General features: G+C 60.3%; 15 protein-coding genes. 10 read left to right on the forward strand and 5 right to left on the reverse strand.

The features are described from left to right. Nucleotides 1-31 precede the first annotated feature (31 nt). The 9 genes from ACP7A2_RS09725 (at nucleotide 32) to ACP7A2_RS09765 (ending at nucleotide 10,137) form a co-directional block, all read left to right on the forward strand. On the forward strand, nucleotides 32-1,339 hold the full coding sequence (locus ACP7A2_RS09725) for a CitMHS family transporter (RefSeq protein ID WP_375070594.1): 1,308 nt from the start codon (nucleotides 32-34) through the stop codon (nucleotides 1,337-1,339). A 65-nt stretch (nucleotides 1,340-1,404) separates the two neighbouring features. After that, nucleotides 1,405-2,172 carry a TerC family protein gene (locus ACP7A2_RS09730; protein WP_426134030.1) on the forward strand — a complete coding sequence of 256 codons (768 nt, stop codon included), beginning with the start codon at nucleotides 1,405-1,407 and terminating at the stop codon, nucleotides 2,170-2,172. Nucleotides 2,173-2,384: 212 nt separating this feature from the next. After that, the gene (locus tag ACP7A2_RS09735; protein ID WP_426134031.1) at nucleotides 2,385-4,043 is read left to right on the forward strand and encodes a Na/Pi cotransporter family protein; all 1,659 of its coding nucleotides are present in this window, start codon (nucleotides 2,385-2,387) and stop codon (nucleotides 4,041-4,043) included. A gap of 58 nt (nucleotides 4,044-4,101) precedes the next feature. Then, on the forward strand, nucleotides 4,102-5,484 hold the full coding sequence (locus ACP7A2_RS09740) for a M16 family metallopeptidase (RefSeq protein WP_426134032.1): 1,383 nt from the start codon (nucleotides 4,102-4,104) through the stop codon (nucleotides 5,482-5,484). Nucleotides 5,485-5,554: 70 nt separating this feature from the next. Then, on the forward strand, nucleotides 5,555-6,586 hold the full coding sequence (locus ACP7A2_RS09745) for a DUF5924 family protein (protein ID WP_426134033.1): 1,032 nt from the start codon (nucleotides 5,555-5,557) through the stop codon (nucleotides 6,584-6,586). Between the two features lie 54 nt (nucleotides 6,587-6,640). Further along, nucleotides 6,641-7,789 (forward strand): MlaE family lipid ABC transporter permease subunit, encoded by a 1,149-nt coding sequence (locus tag ACP7A2_RS09750; protein ID WP_426134034.1) that lies wholly within the window; start codon nucleotides 6,641-6,643, stop codon nucleotides 7,787-7,789. After that, complete coding sequence (locus ACP7A2_RS09755) at nucleotides 7,786-8,589, forward strand: ABC transporter ATP-binding protein (protein ID WP_426134035.1); 804 nt, start codon at nucleotides 7,786-7,788, stop codon at nucleotides 8,587-8,589. Before ACP7A2_RS09750 ends, ACP7A2_RS09755 begins: the two co-directional genes overlap by 4 nt. A gap of 1 nt (nucleotide 8,590) precedes the next feature. Next, nucleotides 8,591-9,529 (forward strand): MlaD family protein, encoded by a 939-nt coding sequence (locus tag ACP7A2_RS09760; RefSeq protein WP_426134036.1) that lies wholly within the window; start codon nucleotides 8,591-8,593, stop codon nucleotides 9,527-9,529. After that, complete coding sequence (locus tag ACP7A2_RS09765) at nucleotides 9,526-10,137, forward strand: ABC-type transport auxiliary lipoprotein family protein (RefSeq protein ID WP_426134037.1); 612 nt, start codon at nucleotides 9,526-9,528, stop codon at nucleotides 10,135-10,137. Before ACP7A2_RS09760 ends, ACP7A2_RS09765 begins: the two co-directional genes overlap by 4 nt. Before the next feature lie 91 nt (nucleotides 10,138-10,228). Here the strand turns inward: ACP7A2_RS09765 and ACP7A2_RS09770 are convergent, their stop codons facing one another. From ACP7A2_RS09770 to ACP7A2_RS09790, 5 genes are all read right to left on the reverse strand, one after another. Beyond that, nucleotides 10,229-11,458 (reverse strand): nucleoside recognition domain-containing protein, encoded by a 1,230-nt coding sequence (locus ACP7A2_RS09770; protein WP_426134038.1) that lies wholly within the window; start codon nucleotides 11,456-11,458, stop codon nucleotides 10,229-10,231. 97 nt (nucleotides 11,459-11,555) lie between these two features. Continuing rightward, on the reverse strand, nucleotides 11,556-12,887 hold the full coding sequence (gltP, locus tag ACP7A2_RS09775) for a glutamate/aspartate:proton symporter GltP (protein ID WP_426134039.1): 1,332 nt from the start codon (nucleotides 12,885-12,887) through the stop codon (nucleotides 11,556-11,558). A 729-nt stretch (nucleotides 12,888-13,616) separates the two neighbouring features. Beyond that, complete coding sequence (locus tag ACP7A2_RS09780) at nucleotides 13,617-14,084, reverse strand: inhibitor of vertebrate lysozyme family protein (protein WP_426134040.1); 468 nt, start codon at nucleotides 14,082-14,084, stop codon at nucleotides 13,617-13,619. A gap of 2 nt (nucleotides 14,085-14,086) precedes the next feature. Beyond that, complete coding sequence (locus tag ACP7A2_RS09785; RefSeq protein ID WP_003170804.1) at nucleotides 14,087-14,251, reverse strand: DUF1328 domain-containing protein; 165 nt, start codon at nucleotides 14,249-14,251, stop codon at nucleotides 14,087-14,089. 77 nt (nucleotides 14,252-14,328) lie between these two features. Further along, nucleotides 14,329-14,613 (reverse strand): hypothetical protein, encoded by a 285-nt coding sequence (locus ACP7A2_RS09790; RefSeq protein WP_426134041.1) that lies wholly within the window; start codon nucleotides 14,611-14,613, stop codon nucleotides 14,329-14,331. Between the two features lie 384 nt (nucleotides 14,614-14,997). On the opposite strand from ACP7A2_RS09790, the gene algB reads away from it, so the two are divergent. Then, nucleotides 14,998-16,344, forward strand: coding sequence for a sigma-54-dependent response regulator transcription factor AlgB (algB, locus tag ACP7A2_RS09795; protein ID WP_094949662.1), 1,347 nt, complete (start codon nucleotides 14,998-15,000; stop codon nucleotides 16,342-16,344). Nucleotides 16,345-16,352 lie beyond the last annotated feature (8 nt).

The raw sequence follows: 16,352 nt of genomic DNA on the forward strand, positions 1-16,352 counted from the left end.
TCCCTAGCCACGCTACGCCTGGAGTATTCCTATGCTGACTTTCCTTGGCTTTGCCATGGTCATCACGTTCATGTTCCTGATCATGACCAAGCGCCTGTCTGCGCTGATCGCTCTGATCATCGTGCCAATCCTGTTCGCGCTGTTCGGCGGTTTCGCACCGAAGATCGGCCCGATGATGCTCGAAGGCATCACCAAGCTCGCGCCGACCGGCGTGATGCTGATGTTCGCCATCCTCTACTTTGCCCTGATGATCGACTCCGGCCTGTTTGACCCGGCCGTGCGCAAGATCCTCAAGATGGTCAAGGGCGACCCGCTGAAAGTCTCGGTCGGCACTGCCGTGCTGGCCCTGGTTGTTTCCCTCGACGGTGACGGCGCCACGACCTACATGATCTGCGTGGCCGCCATGCTGCCGCTGTACCAGCGCATCGGCATGAGCCCGCGGATCATGGCCGGCCTGATCATCCTCGCCGGTGGCGTGATGAACATGACCCCCTGGGGTGGCCCGACCGCCCGTGCAGCCAGTGCGCTGCATGTGGACCCATCGGATATTTTCGTCCCGATGATCCCGGCCATGGCCGCAGGCGTCGTGGCGATCCTGGTGATTGCCTACCTGTACGGCAAGCGCGAACGTGCCCGACTGGGTGAGTTGCACCTGCAAGGTGACGATATCGACCACAGCGAAATCAGCGTGTCGCAATACCCGGATGCCCGCCGTCCGAAACTGATCTGGTTCAACGGCGCGCTCACCCTTGCCCTGATGTGCACACTGATCGCTGGCCTGCTGCCATTGCCCGTGTTGTTCATGGTGGCGTTCAGTATCGCGATGATCGTCAACTACCCGTGCCTGCAACAGCAGAAAGACCGCGTCGCCGCCCACGCCGGCAGCGTACTGGCGGTCGTCGGGTTGATCTTCGCCGCCGGTATATTCACTGGCATCCTGTCGGGCACCGGCATGGTCGACGCCATGTCCAAAAGCCTGCTGGCGGTCATCCCGGAAGCGATGGGCCCATACCTGGCCGTGATCACCGCGCTGGTGAGCATGCCGTTCACCTTCTTCATGTCCAACGACGCGTTCTACTACGGCGTACTGCCGGTACTCGCCGAAGCCGCCAGCCACTACGGCATCACCGCCGTGGAAATGGCCCGTGCCTCCATCGTTGGCCAACCCGTGCATTTGCTCAGCCCGCTGGTACCCTCGACCTACCTGCTGGTGGCTCTGGCCGGTATCGAATTTGGCGATCACCAGCGCTTCACCCTCAAGTGGGCAGTGCTGGTGTGCCTGTGCATAATGTTCGCTGCTTTGCTGATGGGGATTTTTCCGCTGTTCAGCACTCTATAATCCTACACACCCAACCGCGCGGCGCTGCAGCTTGCGCGGTTTAACACTTGCTCAAAGGAATACACATGGAATGGCTGACCAATCCGGAAATCTGGATTGCCTTCTTCACCCTGACGGCCCTCGAGATCGTCCTGGGCATCGATAACATCATCATGATTTCGATCCTGGTCAGCCGCATGCCCAAGCATATGCAGGCGCGCACCCGGATCTTCGGCCTGGCGCTGGCCATGGTCACGCGGATCCTGTTGTTGCTGTCGATCACCTGGGTCATGCAACTCACCGCCGACTTGTTCGTGGTGTTCGGCCAAGGCATTTCCGGCCGCGACCTGATCCTGTTCTTCGGTGGCCTGTTCCTGCTGTGGAAAAGCTCGCAGGAGATGTACCACGCACTGGAAGGCGAAGACGAAACCCACGAAGAGCCGGGTGGCAAGGGTGGCAAGTTCATCTACACCATCATCCAGATCGCGATTATCGACATCGTGTTCTCCCTGGACTCGGTGATCACCGCCGTCGGTATGGTCTCCCACGTGCCGGTCATGGTTGCAGCCATCGTCGTGGCGGTGCTGGTGATGATGCTGGCCGCCGGCACCATCAGCGAATTCATCGACAAGCACCCGTCGCTGAAAATGCTCGCGCTGTCGTTCCTGCTGGTCGTAGGTACCGTGCTGATCGCCGAATCCTTCGGTGTGCATGTACCAAAAGGCTACGTCTACTTCGCCATGGCGTTCTCGCTGGCGGTGGAAGCGGTCAACATCAAGATGCGCACCGCGATCGCGAAAAAGCGCAAACAGCAGGATCCAGTGAAACTGCGCAAGGATATTCCGGGTCAATAAAACGCACCCGCTGCTGAAAAAGGGGCTTTCGAGCCCCTTTTTTTCATCTGCAAAAAGCTGATTTCATGACAGTTTTGTTTCAAACACTACTTTAGCTATGCGATGCTGGCGCCGAGTCCATTCGCCAACTACAGCTTAAGCACAAGACGTAGAACGGCACGCGGTCAATTCACTTCGCTCCACTTGGGGCACACCCACACGGGGGGCCGAGCATGCTGACCTTGCTCAATCTGCTTTCCGCCGTGACCCTGCTTATCTGGGGCACGCACATCGTCCGTACCGGCATCTTGCGGGTCTACGGTTCCAACTTGCGCCAAGTCATCGGGCAGAACATGTCCAAGCGCTGGCTGGCATTTGTCGCCGGTATTCTGGTGACGGCCATGGTGCAGAGCAGTAACGCCACGGCCATGCTGGTCACGTCCTTCGTCGGCCAAGGTCTGATGGGCTTGATGCCGGCTCTGGCGACCATGCTCGGCGCCGACGTCGGTACCGCATTGATGGCGCGGGTGCTGACATTCGACCTGTCCTGGCTGTCGCCGCTGCTGATTTTTCTCGGGGTGATTTTCTTCCTGTCGCGCAAACAGACGCGGGCAGGGCAGATGGGCCGTGTCGGGATCGGCCTGGGCCTGATCATTCTGGCGCTGCAATTGATCGTCGAGGCCGCCGGGCCGATTACCCACGCCCAAGGCGTCAAAGTCATCTTCGCCTCGCTGACCGGCGACATCTTGCTCGACGCCCTGGTCGGCGCACTGTTCGCGATGATCTCCTACTCCAGCCTGGCCGCCGTATTGCTCACCGCCACCCTGGCCGGCGCGGGTGTAATCGGCTTGCACGTGGCCATCGGCCTGGTAATCGGCGCCAACATTGGCAGCGGCGTGTTGGCGTTTCTCAGCACCAACATGCAAAACGCCGCCGGTCGCCAAGTGGCGCTGGGCAGCCTGCTGTACAAACTCATCGGCTTGCTGCTGATTATCCCGGTACTCGACCCTCTCGTACGCTGGATGGACGGTCTGGACTACAGCGCCCAAGGCATGGTCATTACCTTCCACGTTCTATACAACCTCAGTCGCTGCCTGATCCTGCTGCCGACCATCGGCCCGATGGCCCGCCTGTGTGCCTGGCTGCTGCCGGAACAGCCGGAGCTGAACGGCAAAGCCAAGCCGCGCCACCTCGACCTGGCCTCACTTGCCACCCCAAGCCTGGCCCTGGCCAATGCCGCGCGGGAAACCCTGCGCCTGGGCGACCTGATCGACAACATGCTCATGGCGATGCTCGAAGTGCTGAAAGGCAAGCAAACTGCGATCACCCAGGAAATGCGCGGCCTCAGCGATGACGTCGAAGCGCTGTACAGCGCCATCAAGCTGTATCTGGCGCAGATGCCCCGCGAAGACCTCAGCGAACACGACAGTCGCCGTTGGGCCGAAATCATCGAGCTGTCGATCAACCTGAAGCTGGCCGGCGACCTGATCGAACGCATGCTGCGCAAGGTCCAGCAGCAAAAAACCTCACAGCGCCGCCAGTTTTCCGAAGTCGGCCTGGAAGAGCTCGCCGGCCTGCATACCCAGTTGATTGCCAACCTGCGCCTGGGCCTGACGGTGTTCCTCAGTGCCGACCCGGAAAGCGCTCGCCAATTGCTGCGCGAGAAACGCCGCTTCCGCGCTCAGGAACGCCGCCTGGCCCACGCCCACGTCAGCCGCTTGCAGCGCAAGATCGTCCAGAGCCTGGAGACCAGCTCCCTGCACCTGGAGCTGATTGCCGACATGAAGCGCCTCAACTCACTCTTTTGCAGCAGCGCTTATGTGGTGTTGGAAACCTGTGACACTGGCGCACTCTCGGCCGAAGATATTGCCGACATCACCCATTCGCCCTGAACGTAAGACGGCGAGTGAAGTCAGTTACCAATGGACTCCACTCGCCAGGAAGCTTGTTATGCGTCGCCTGTTATTCGCCTGCCTGCTCATGGGCTCTGCACACGCCTTTGCCTTTGACCGCCTGCAAGTCGAGGGCTACACCTTGCCCAACGGCCTGCAATTGCTGCTCAAGCCGGGCACCGAGCGCGGGCACGTGGCCATTCGCCTGGTGGTGGGTGTCGGCCTGGACGACTTCAAGTGCGAGGAGAAAGAGCTGCCGCACTTGCTCGAACATGTGCTGTTCAGCGGCATCGACGGCGGCGGTGAAGGCGACCTCGAAGACCGCATGCAAGCCCTTGGCGGCGAGTGGAACGCTTACACCAGCAACGCCGACACCACTTTCGTGATCGAAGCCCCGGCGCAAAACCAGCGCAAGGTGCTCGACCTGTTGCTGGCGATCCTCACCCGCACCGAACTGACCGACGCGAATATCAACGCTGCCAAGCAGGTGGTCGAGCGCGAGGACGGCGGCCACTACTCGCACCTGCAACGCCTGCTCGACCGTCAGGACCTGGGCCACACCGCCAGCAATCAACTGGCCGTGGAGCTGGGCCTCAAATGCGCCGAGCGTGCCGAGGTCGATCACCTGACCCGCGACCAGCTCGAGAAGCTGCGCAAGAATTGGTACGCGCCGAACAACATGACCCTGATCATCGTCGGCGACCTCGACAAACTGCTGCCCGCCTACCTGGAACGCACCTACGGGCAACTCGACCCGGTCGAGCCGAGCGAGCATCTGCCACTGCCGCAAATCCAGCACGCCGCTGCCAGCCACCGCAACCTGATCCACGGCTGGGTCGGTGACAGCGCCAAGCTGCACCTGCTGCTTCCCGAACCGGTGCTGGACGATGGGCATGATGAAACCTACGACTTGCTCAAGGACTACCTCGACTGGGCGCTGTACCGCCAGCTGCGTCTCAAGCATGGCTTGTCCTACGGCCCCTGGAGCGAACGTGAAGTGCTCGGCGGCGTCGGTTTTCTCAGTTTGAATGCCGACGTTGAGCGGGAAAACCTCCCCGAGGCCGAACAGGTGCTGCAAGACCTCAAGGCACAATTGCTTAAAGACGGCCTCGACCCGGCAACCTTCGCCCGCCTGCAACAAGCCGCCATAGCGCGCCAAGCGTGGGCGGTTCAAGGTAACAGCGCGATGGCCGACTATTATTGGAGCGCTGCCGGCGACTACAGCAACGGCCGCTTCAGCGACCCGGTCAAACGCATCAAAGCCGTTAGCCTGGAACAAACCGACCGGGCCATGCGTCAAGTGTTTAACCAGCCGGGTTACTGGCGTATTGAGAAACCGTTGCTGAGCTACGACAGCCTCAGTTGGATCGGCGCCGGCGTCGTTGCACTGATCGCCATTGCGTTGGGCGGTATGCGGCTTTATCGCAAACGGGTCACGTAATGAGGCACCGAACACAGGGCCAAGACGTTATTCTGTCCGGGATTTTTCCTACACCAAATGTGAACCGCCAATGCCAAACCTGCCGCCCCTCGTCCAGCGCGTCATCGAACTGATCAAGCGCTACCCAGGGGTGATCGCACTCGGCGGTTTTATCTCGGGTGTGTGCAGCTTCATTCTGGTAGACCGCCAGCAAGGCATGGCCAGCTGGATCGCGGTCATCATGCTGGTGAGCTGGCTGTGGCTGATGCTGGAAAACAGCTTTACCCAACTGTTCGCCAAGGTATTCAAGCGCGAAATCCCCGAGCCGCTCCTGCGTTACGCCACCCAGATGATCCACCAGGAAAGTCTGTTCTTCGTGCTGCCGTTCTTTTTCGTCACCACCGCCTGGAACAGCGGCCAGTCGGTGTTTACCGGCCTGCTCGGCGCGGCGGCGCTGGTGTCGATCATCGACCCGCTGTACTACAAGTGGCTGGCGCCGAAACGCTCGCTGTTCCTGGCGCTGCACACCCTGACCTTGTTTGCCGCGCTGCTCACCGCGCTGCCAATCATCCTGCACCTGACCACCGCCGAAAGTTACAAACTCGCGCTCGGCGTAGCTATCGTGCTGTCGATTCCAAGCCTGGCCGTGAGCCTGCCACTGCGCAGCCTCAAAGGCTGGGCGATGCTGCTGGGTGTCACGGCCGTCATTGGCTGCGCCGGCTGGTTCCTGCGCAGTTGGGTACCGCCGGCCACGCTGTGGATGACAGAAGTGGCGATCAGCACGCAGCTGCAAGACCGCACGCCGGGCGATGACCTGCGCGAAGTCAACGCCGCTCAACTGCGCAGCAGCGGGCTGTACGCCTACACCGCGATCAACGCACCGCGCGGGCTGGACGAGCGCATCTACCATGTGTGGAAATTCAACGGCAAGGAAGTCGACCGCATCGCCCTGGATATCCACGGCGGGCGCAAGGAAGGCTACCGCGCCTGGACCCACAAGCAGAACTTCCCGCCCGAGGCCGTGGGTCGCTGGCAGGTGCAAGTGCTGACCGAAGACGGCCAGGTGATTGGCGTGCTGCGCTTCAAAGTCACTGACACAGCACAAACGGACAACCCCAAGTAGGCGGTATCGTGCTATTACGTAGCCATTGTGGATAGCCAAACAAGCTCGGAGCTTATGACCACCAGCACGACGGCCGGCGCAGCCCTTCTCGATACCTCGACCACTCCGCCGTTACTCCGGATTACGGGGGACTGGACGCTTGCCCACTACGCCAACCTGAAGAAGCTGTCGGACAAGCTCGACGGTCAATACGACGCCGGCGCCCGCATCGACCTTAACGGCCTCGGCGCCCTGGACACGGCCGGCGCGTCGTTACTGGTTGAGCTGCTTGGCCCAACCCGAATCGAACAGTCCACCGAGCAATCCGATTGCAGCCTGTCCACCGCCGACCGCGCGTTGCTCAAGACCGTCTACCGCTCCCTCAATGATTTTTGCGTACCCGACAAAGCACCGGAAGAAGCCGCCGGCATTCAGGTGTTGGCGCGCATCGGCCGGGCGGTGGACACGGTCTGGCAAGACAGCAAGCAACTGCTCGGGTTTATCGGCCTGATCCTCGAAACGTTCGCCCGGGGCATTTTCCGGCCCAAGCGTTGGCGCATCACGCCGATGGTCGCGCACATCGAGCAAACCGGGCTCGACGCGGCGCCCATCGTGGCCTTGCTGACTTTTCTGGTGGGCGCGGTTGTAGCGTTTCTCGGCGCCACCGTGCTTAAAAGCTTCGGCGCGACGGTGTTCACTGTCGACCTGGTGGCCTTTTCGTTCCTGCGCGAATTCGGCGTGTTGCTCACCGCGATCCTCATCGCCGGTCGCACCGCCAGTGCCTTCACCGCGCAAATCGGCTCGATGAAAGCCAACGAAGAAATCGACGCAATCCGCACACTGGGTCTGGACCCGATGGAGCTGCTGGTGTTGCCCCGCGTGATGGCCCTGTTGGTGTCGCTGCCGATGCTGACGTTTCTGGCGATGCTCTCGGGCATCGTCGGCGGCGGCGTGGTCTGCGCCGTGGCACTGGATATTTCACCGGCGATGTTTCTCTCGCTGCTGCAATCAGACATCGGCGTGCAGCACTTCCTCGTCGGCATGGTGAAAGCGCCGATCTTCGCCTTCCTGATCGCGGCGATTGGCTGTCTTGAAGGCTTCAAGGTCAGTGGCAGTGCGGAGTCGGTCGGCGCCCACACCACCTCCAGCGTGGTGCAATCGATTTTCGTGGTGATCGTGCTGGATGCGGTGGCTGCAATGTTCTTTATGGAGATGGGCTGGTGAGTCGTCCACACCGTGCGCCGACAGAGGCGGTGATCGAAGTGCGCGGCCTGTGCAACCGCTTTGGCAGCCAGAGCGTGCACGAAAACCTCGATCTTGAGTTGTACAAAGGCGAGATTCTCGCGGTGGTGGGCGGCTCCGGAAGCGGCAAGTCGGTGCTGTTGCGCAGCATCGTCGGCCTGCGCCGACCCAGCGAAGGCGAGGTGCGCGTATTTGGCAAAAACCTGCCCAACCTTTCCGAGCATGAACGCTCGCTGGTGGAACGGCGCTTTGGCGTGCTGTTCCAGAAGGGCGCGCTGTTTTCCTCGCTGACCGTCACCGAGAATGTCGCGCTGCCATTGATTGAACATGCCGGCCTCAGCCGTCGTGATGCCGAGCACTTGGCCGCGGTGAAACTGGCGCTGGCCGGGCTGCCGCTGTCGGCGGCGGATAAATACCCGGCGTCGCTGTCCGGCGGCATGATCAAGCGGGCCGCATTGGCGCGGGCCCTGGCGCTGGACCCGGACATCCTGTTTCTCGACGAACCCACCGCCGGCCTCGACCCGATTGGCGCGGCGCAATTTGATCAACTGATTCTGACCTTGCGCGACGCGCTGGGCCTGAGTGTGTTTCTGGTCACCCACGACCTCGACACGCTCTACACCATCACCGACCGCGTGGCGGTGCTGGCACAAAAGAAAGTGCTGGTGGCCGATGCCATCGATGTCGTCTCGGAAACCGACGACGCGTGGATTCACGAATATTTCCACGGCCCCCGTGGCCGCGCGGCATTGGATGCCGCTCAATCGCTAGACGAGGTATGACATGGAAACCCGAGCCCATCATGTGATGATCGGTCTGTTCAGCGTGATCGTGGTGGTCGGCGCGATGCTGTTCGGCCTGTGGCTGGCCAAGTCCAGCGTCGACAGCGCCTTCCAGGACTATGAAGTGGTGTTCAACGAAGCGGTCAGCGGCCTGTCCCAGGGCAGCGCGGTGCAGTACAGCGGGATCAAGGTGGGCGACGTCACCAGCTTGCGCCTGGACCCCAAAGACCCGCGCCGCGTATTGGCACGCATCCGCCTGGCCGGGCAAACGCCGATCAAGGAAGACACCCAGGCCAAGCTGGCGCTGACCGGCATTACCGGCACCTCGATCATCCAGCTCAGCGGCGGTAGACCGCAAAGCCCGGAGCTGCAGGGCAAAGACGGCAACCTGCCGGAAATCATCGCCTCGCCGTCGCCCATCGCGCGCCTGCTCAATAACAGCAACGACCTGATGACCAGCATCAACCTGCTGCTGCACAACGCTAACCACATGTTCTCCCGCGAGAACGTCGAGCGCCTGAGCAACACCCTCGACAACCTGCAACAAACCACCGGCGCCATCGCCGACCAGCGCGGCGACATCAAGGTGGTGATGCAGCAACTGATGCAAGTGAGCAAACAGGCCAGCGCCGCGCTGGAACAGACCACCACGCTGATGCGCAGCGCCAACGGCTTGCTCAACGATCAAGGCAAGCAAGCTTTCGGCAGCGCCGAACAGGCCATGAAGTCCCTCGAAAAAAGCACCGCAACCATCAACACCTTGCTGACCGACAACAAGGACTCGGTCAACAGCGGCCTGCAAGGCCTCAACGAACTGGCGCCGGCCGTGCGCGAACTGCGCGAAACCCTCGGTTCGCTGCGCGCCATCTCCCGCCGCCTCGAAGCCAACCCAAGCGGTTACTTGCTGGGCAGCGACAAGAACAAGGAGTTCACGCCATGAAGCGTGCTTACCACATCATCGCTCCCGTAGCCTTGGCCCTGATCAGCGCCTGCTCGATCCTGCCCAAGCCGGACCCGTCCGACGTGTACCGCCTGGCTTCGGCGCAGACCACCACTCCAGCCGCTCCAGTGAGTTGGTCGCTGCGCATCAGCAAGCCGCAGACCAGCGAGTTTCTCGACAGCCCGCGCATCGCCGTGGTGCCCAATGGCGACCTGATCAGCAGCTACGCCAACTCGCGCTGGAGCGACCCGACGCCGGTGCTGCTGCGCAATCGGTTTATGGACGGCTTCCAGCGCGATGGGCGGGTGACGCTGCTGAGTACCGACGAGACCAACCTGCAGGCCGACTATGAGTTGGGCGGGCAGTTACAGGCGTTTCAGAGTGAGTACCGGGGCAGTGCGGTGGAGGTAGTGATTCGGCTGGATGCGCGGCTGGTGCGCGGGCGTGACCAGCGGATTATTGCCAGCCGGCGGTTTGAAGTGCGCCAGCCTGTCAGCGATACCAAGGTGCCAGCGGTGGTGGCCGGGTTTGGGGTGGCGGGGGATCAGTTGAACAGGCAGGTGGTTGATTGGGTGGTGCAGCAGGGCAATGGTGCTGCGAAACGCTGAGGGCCTCATCGCAGGCAAGCCAGCTCCCACATTTGAATGTATTCACAGTTCAAGTGTGGGAGCTGGCTTGCCTGCGATAGCAATTTAAGTTTTAACCAAAGAACCAGTAGCACACCGCAATCGCCGCCACCACACCGGCAAACTCAGCCAGCAACGCACAGCCAACCGCATGCCGCGCCCGCTGAATTCCCACCGACCCAAAGTACACCGCCAGCACATAAAAGGTGGTTTCCGTACTGCCCTGAATCGTCGCCGCCACCAGTGCCGGGAAACTGTCCACACCCTTGGTCTGCATGGTCTCGATCAACAGCGCACGCGCGGCACTGCCGGAGAACGGCTTGACCATCGCGGTCGGCAAGGCGTCAACGAAACGCGTGTCCATGCCCGTCCAGGCCACCAGATGGCGAATCCCTTCCAGGCCAAAATCCAGTGCGCCGGAGGCGCGCAATACCCCAACCGCGCAGAGCATCGCCACCAGATACGGCAGCAGGTTCTTGGCAACGTCGAATCCCTCTTTGGCACCTTCGACAAATGCCTCGTACACCTTCACTTTGCGCAGCGCGCCGATCACCAAAAACAGCATGATCAGGCCAAACAGCGTCAGGTTGCCGAGGATCGAAGACAAGCCCGCCAGCGCCGTGGCCGACAACGTCGCCAGCAATGCCATGAAGCCGCCGAGGATCAGCGCACCGGGAATCAGGTAGGCCAACACCACCGGGTCCCACAGGCGCAGGCGTTGCATCACGGCCACCGACAGCAGGCCGACCAGGGTCGAGGCGCTGGTGGCCAACAGGATCGGCAGAAATACCAGTGTCGGGTCAGCAGCGCCTTGCTGGGCGCGGTACATAAAGATGGTCACCGGCAGCAACGTCAGCGAAGACGCATTGAGTACCAGGAACAAAATCTGCGCGTTGCTCGCGGTATTGGGGATCGGGTTGAGTTCCTGCAACGCCTTCATGGCCTTGAGGCCGATGGGCGTGGCAGCGTTGTCCAGGCCCAAGCCATTGGCAGCGAAGTTGAGGGTAATCAAACCGATGGCCGGATGGCCCGCCGGCACTTCCGGCATCAGGCGGCGGAACAGCGGCCCGAGGGCCTTGGCCAGCCAGTCGACGATCCCGGCTTTTTCGGCGATGCGCAAAAAGCCCAGCCACAAGGTCAGGGTGCCGAACAGCAGCACCATCACTTCCACCGACAATTTGGCCATGGCGAAAATGCTTTCGACCATCGCCGCGAAAATCCCGGCATTACCGCCGATCAGCCATTGCGCCAGTGCTGACACCATTGCCACGACAAAGAAGCCAAGCCACAGGCCATTGAGCATCAGTTAAATCCCCCGAAAGATGGGGCGAATGATAGCGGGGCTGACAGAAACGACAAACCCCGGAATTTTCCGGGGTTTGCTGTCAAGCCGTGAGCTGTCAGCCGCGAGTGGCTTGGGCGGTCGGCGAGGCTTCTTTGCTGCGCCAGTGCGGCAGGGAGTTCCAGTAGCGCTCGCCCTTGGCGTCGTCGTACATGCCTTCCCAACGAGAGATGACCAACACGGCCAAGGCATTGCCGATCACGTTGAGTGCGGTACGCGCCATGTCCATCACACGGTCGACACCGGCAATGAACGCCAGGCCTTCCAGCGGGATGCCCACGCTGCCCAGGGTGGCCAGCAGCACCACGAAGGACACGCCCGGCACGCCGGCGATGCCTTTGGAGGTGACCATCAGCGTGAGTACCAGCATCAGTTGCTGACCGATCGACAGGTCGATGCCGTAAAGCTGGGCAATAAAGATCGCCGCGATGCTCTGGTACAGGGTCGAACCGTCGAGGTTGAACGAGTAGCCGGTCGGCACCACGAAGCTGCAAATGGCTTTCGGCGCGCCGTAGGCTTCCATCTTCTCGATCACGCGCGGCAGCACGGTTTCGGAGCTGGCGGTGGAGTAGGCGAGTACCAGCTCATCCTTGAAGATGCGCATCAGCTTGATCACCGAGAAGCCAAACAGGCGAGCGATCAGGCCCAGTACCACGAAGGCGAAGAACAAAATGGCGACGTAAACCAGGATCACCAGCTTGGCCAGCGGCAGCAGCGAAGCGAAGCCGAAGTTGGCGACGGTCACCGCGATCAATGCGAACACGCCAACCGGCGCGTACTTCATGATCATGTGGGTGACTTTGAACATGCTCTCGGAAACGCCCTGGAACATGGTCACCAGCGGCTCGCGCAGCTCGGGCTTGAGGCTCGACAAGCCCAGGCCGAACAACACCGAGAAGAAAATGATCGGCAGCATGTCGCCACGGGCCACGGCGGCAAAGATGTTCGACGGGATCAGGTTGAGGATCGTCTCGATGAACGCATGCTCATGCTGCACTTCGGCAGCAGTGGCGGTGTATTTGGAGATGTCGACGGTACCCAGGGTACTCATGTCGATGCCGGCGCCCGGGTGGAACAGGTTGGCCAACAGCAGGCCGACCACGATGGCGATGGTGGTGACGATTTCGAAGTAAAGGATGGTTTTGACGCCGATACGCCCGAGCTTTTTCGCGTCGCCCACACCGGCAATGCCGACGATCAGCGAGGAAATCACAATCGGGATCACGATCATCTTGATCAGGCGGATAAAGATATCGCCCGCTGGCTGCAACACATTGCTGATCCACCAGGCCTTTTCAGCACTGAAATGGTTGAGCACTGCACCGATTGCGATCCCCAGCACCAAACCGATGAGGATCTGCCAGGCGAGGCTTAGCTTTGCCTTCTTCATGTCATTACCCTTACTTCAAGTGGACTTAAGGCAAATGCGCCAGCTGCAACGCTCGAGAGCGAAAAAGTGTGTGCATCCGCCTCCGTAGAAGGTCACCGCAGCGTGGCCGAAATGGCTTACTGGCAGGCGAAAAAAGGCGCAACTATTCCCATGCAAGCGTGCGACGTCTAATGCCGTAAACGCCTACCCTATGCCGAATCGGCATGACTTTTATTGAAATTAACTGTCCGATTGGTCAGTTCGATTCCGCCATTACAGCGGGCGAATATGCCGTTGACGTGCCACCACCGGCTCGCGCAGAGAAGTTGGACGACCTGTGACAGTTGGCAGAAATGCCTGGGAATTCACGGGATTGACGTCAGAAGAGCTCGATAGCGTGGGTGAAATTTTCTCGATAGATGGTCGCTCAGACACACCAGGAAATGATTAGTCCTGAGCAATACAGAAAATTTCGGCTATGTGCTGCATAAGAGGAGTGGCATACGAGTCATAAGCCCGCCGCAAGTTCAGCAAGCTTGAGGACTTGTGAACTTGCGTCGCAGCTCTTCACCTGACCCGGCCCTTGCGCAGGCACTCCCTGTACCCGTAGGTCACGCCGATCTTAAACGATCAGAGCAACCCGGCCCCCTGGTCATGCACCCCTCTTGGCGAGGGGTACAGGCAGAAAGAAGCGGAAGGCTTCTTTCTTTGGACAAAGGCTTCATTGACGCGGTGCGCGTCAGACGCAACCTAGTACCAATTCGGGTCTTTCTTCAGTTGCTCCATGAGCAACTTCTGCATGCCTTCGTCCGGCTTACCCAGGAAACGGTAGTCGGCGTGCCGGGTTGGCGACTTGTCCGCCGGCAAACCGGCCGGGACTTGTACCAACATGGCGTAGGCATGTTTCTTGTCGTAACTGAAGGCAACAATAAGGCGATTGTTCAGGCACGTGTCTGCGGTTTCGCAGAGCGGGCCGACCAAATACTTGTCGCCGTCTTCTTGCACAGCATTCATCTGCTCAGCCGTACCCGACAGGTTCATCACCCATTCCGGCAGGCGCTCTTCTTTCTTCACCACGCCTTGCCACGTCTCGCGAAACTGCGGGTCCGACGTGAGCAATTCGTTGGCCCGGGTCTGGCCGTCATTGGCGGCCATGACCAGACCGCTGCCGCCCAGGAGCAGGGCGGCAGCAATGGCTTTGAGGGTCAGAGTGGTCATATTCAGCCTCGGCCGCGACGACCGAAGAAGAACGAAGCGATGAACATCACCAGGAAGACCACGAACAGGATCTTGGCGATACCCGTGGCGGTGCCCGCGATACCACCGAAGCCCAGAACTGCAGCCACAATGGCGATGATCAGAAATGTGATTGCCCAACTCAACATGATGATTCTCCTTAGCTCTTATAGAAGTAACAACGGTGAAGCCGTACAGCCCCTCAACATGAGCGGCGGTTTATTGCCTAGAACACCCAACGCTCTTGAACGGGCAGGTCGCCAATGGTCGAATCCTGGTCCGCCACTCTCAGTTGCGGGGCGGTTACGTCGGCGGAAGCGCTGCCAACGGAACGGAAATGGGTTTGAGTCATCACTGGACGTTCAAATTGCGGGGTTTGCTGCTGACTGTGCTGCACATGCTGCAACTGCTGGCCGGCAATCAACGTGACCATCAACGCCAGGCTGGCAAACAGACCTTGCTGCAAGCGCAGTGGCGATACACGTAGTTGGCTGAGGCTTTGGCGAGTCATGCTGCATTTCTCCCGCATTCTGATTATTCGTCTGTTGGGAGGGATATTGCAGGGTACATGCCAGTTTTTTTACAAAATAAAACTTAATAAAATCATAAGGTTACGAATCATTCATCGATACATGGCCCAGCATCCTGCACGATGGCCCTATCCTGGCCGTGCGAAATGCACGATAGCCAATGGTCGGGTCGACGGATCGAAAGCCAATACGCCATTGCCGAACTGGCAAGAAGGCATGAAAAAGCCACCCTCCAGAGCGTTTGTAGGAAGGAGCGTAGATACCTGCGCGAAAATGCTTTTTATGAATCAGAATAAACCATGCAACTTGCCCGATTATTCCGGGACTAATCACCATCATTCATATAGTTAAGGAGCGCGGGACAGATGGAATCAGCCAAGGAACTTCAAGGCCGCATTCTTTTAGTGGATGACGAATCCGCGATCCTCCGCACCTTCCGTTATTGCCTGGAAGATGAAGGCTACACCGTCGCCACCGCCAACAGCGCCGCTCAAGCCGACGCCCTGATGCAGCGCCAGGTGTTCGACCTGTGCTTCCTCGACCTGCGCCTGGGCGAAGACAATGGCCTGGATGTACTGGCGCAAATGCGCATTCAGGCGCCCTGGATGCGCGTGGTGATTGTGACTGCGCATTCCGCTGTCGATACCGCTGTGGATGCCATTCAAGCGGGTGCAGCTGATTACCTGGTTAAACCGTGCAGCCCTGACCAACTGCGCCTGGCCACCGCCAAGCAGTTGGAAGTGCGTCAGCTGTCGGCGCGTCTGGAAGCATTGGAAGGCGAAGTGCGCCAGCCCAAAGATGGCCTCGATTCCCACAGCCCGGCGATGATGGTGGTGCTGGAAACGGCACGCCAAGTGGCAGGTACCGACGCAAACATTCTGATCCTCGGTGAGTCCGGCACCGGTAAGGGTGAGTTGGCCCGAGCCATCCACGGCTGGAGCAAGCGCTCGAAAAAATCCTGCGTGACCATCAACTGCCCGTCACTGACGGCGGAATTGATGGAAAGCGAGCTGTTCGGTCACAGCCGCGGCGCGTTTACCGGCGCCAGCGAAAGCACTCTGGGACGCGTCAACCAGGCGGATGGCGGTACGCTGTTTCTCGACGAGATCGGCGACTTCCCTCTTACCCTGCAACCCAAGTTGCTGCGATTCATCCAGGACAAGGAATACGAACGCGTAGGCGACCCGGTGACGCGCCGCGCCGACGTGCGCATTCTGGCGGCCACCAACCTGAACCTGGAAGACATGGTGCGTGACGGTCGCTTCCGTGAAGACTTGCTGTACCGCCTCAATGTCATCACCTTGCACCTGCCGCCACTGCGTGAACGCAGTGAAGACATCCTGACCCTGGCCGACCGCTTCCTGGCGCGCTTCGTCAAGGAATATGCCCGCCCTGCGCGGGGTTTCAGCGATGACGCACGTGAGGCGCTGCTCAACTACCGCTGGCCGGGCAATATCCGCGAGCTGCGTAACGTGGTGGAACGCGCCAGCATTATTTGCCCGCAAGAGAAGGTTGAAATCAGCCACCTCGGGATGGCCGAGCAACCGACCAATAATGCACCGCGTATTGGCGCAGCCTTGAGCCTGGACGAGCTGGAGAAAGCGCATATCGGCGCCGTACTCGCCACCAGCGACACCCTGGACCAGGCGGCCCGCACGCTGGGCATCGATGCGTCGACGCTCTACCGCAAACGTAAACAGTACAATCTATGAGCTGTACC

Origin of the sequence: Pseudomonas sp. PWP3-1b2, assembly GCF_049896045.1 — a bacterium.
Lineage (GTDB): Bacteria > Pseudomonadota > Gammaproteobacteria > Pseudomonadales > Pseudomonadaceae > Aquipseudomonas > Aquipseudomonas antarctica_B.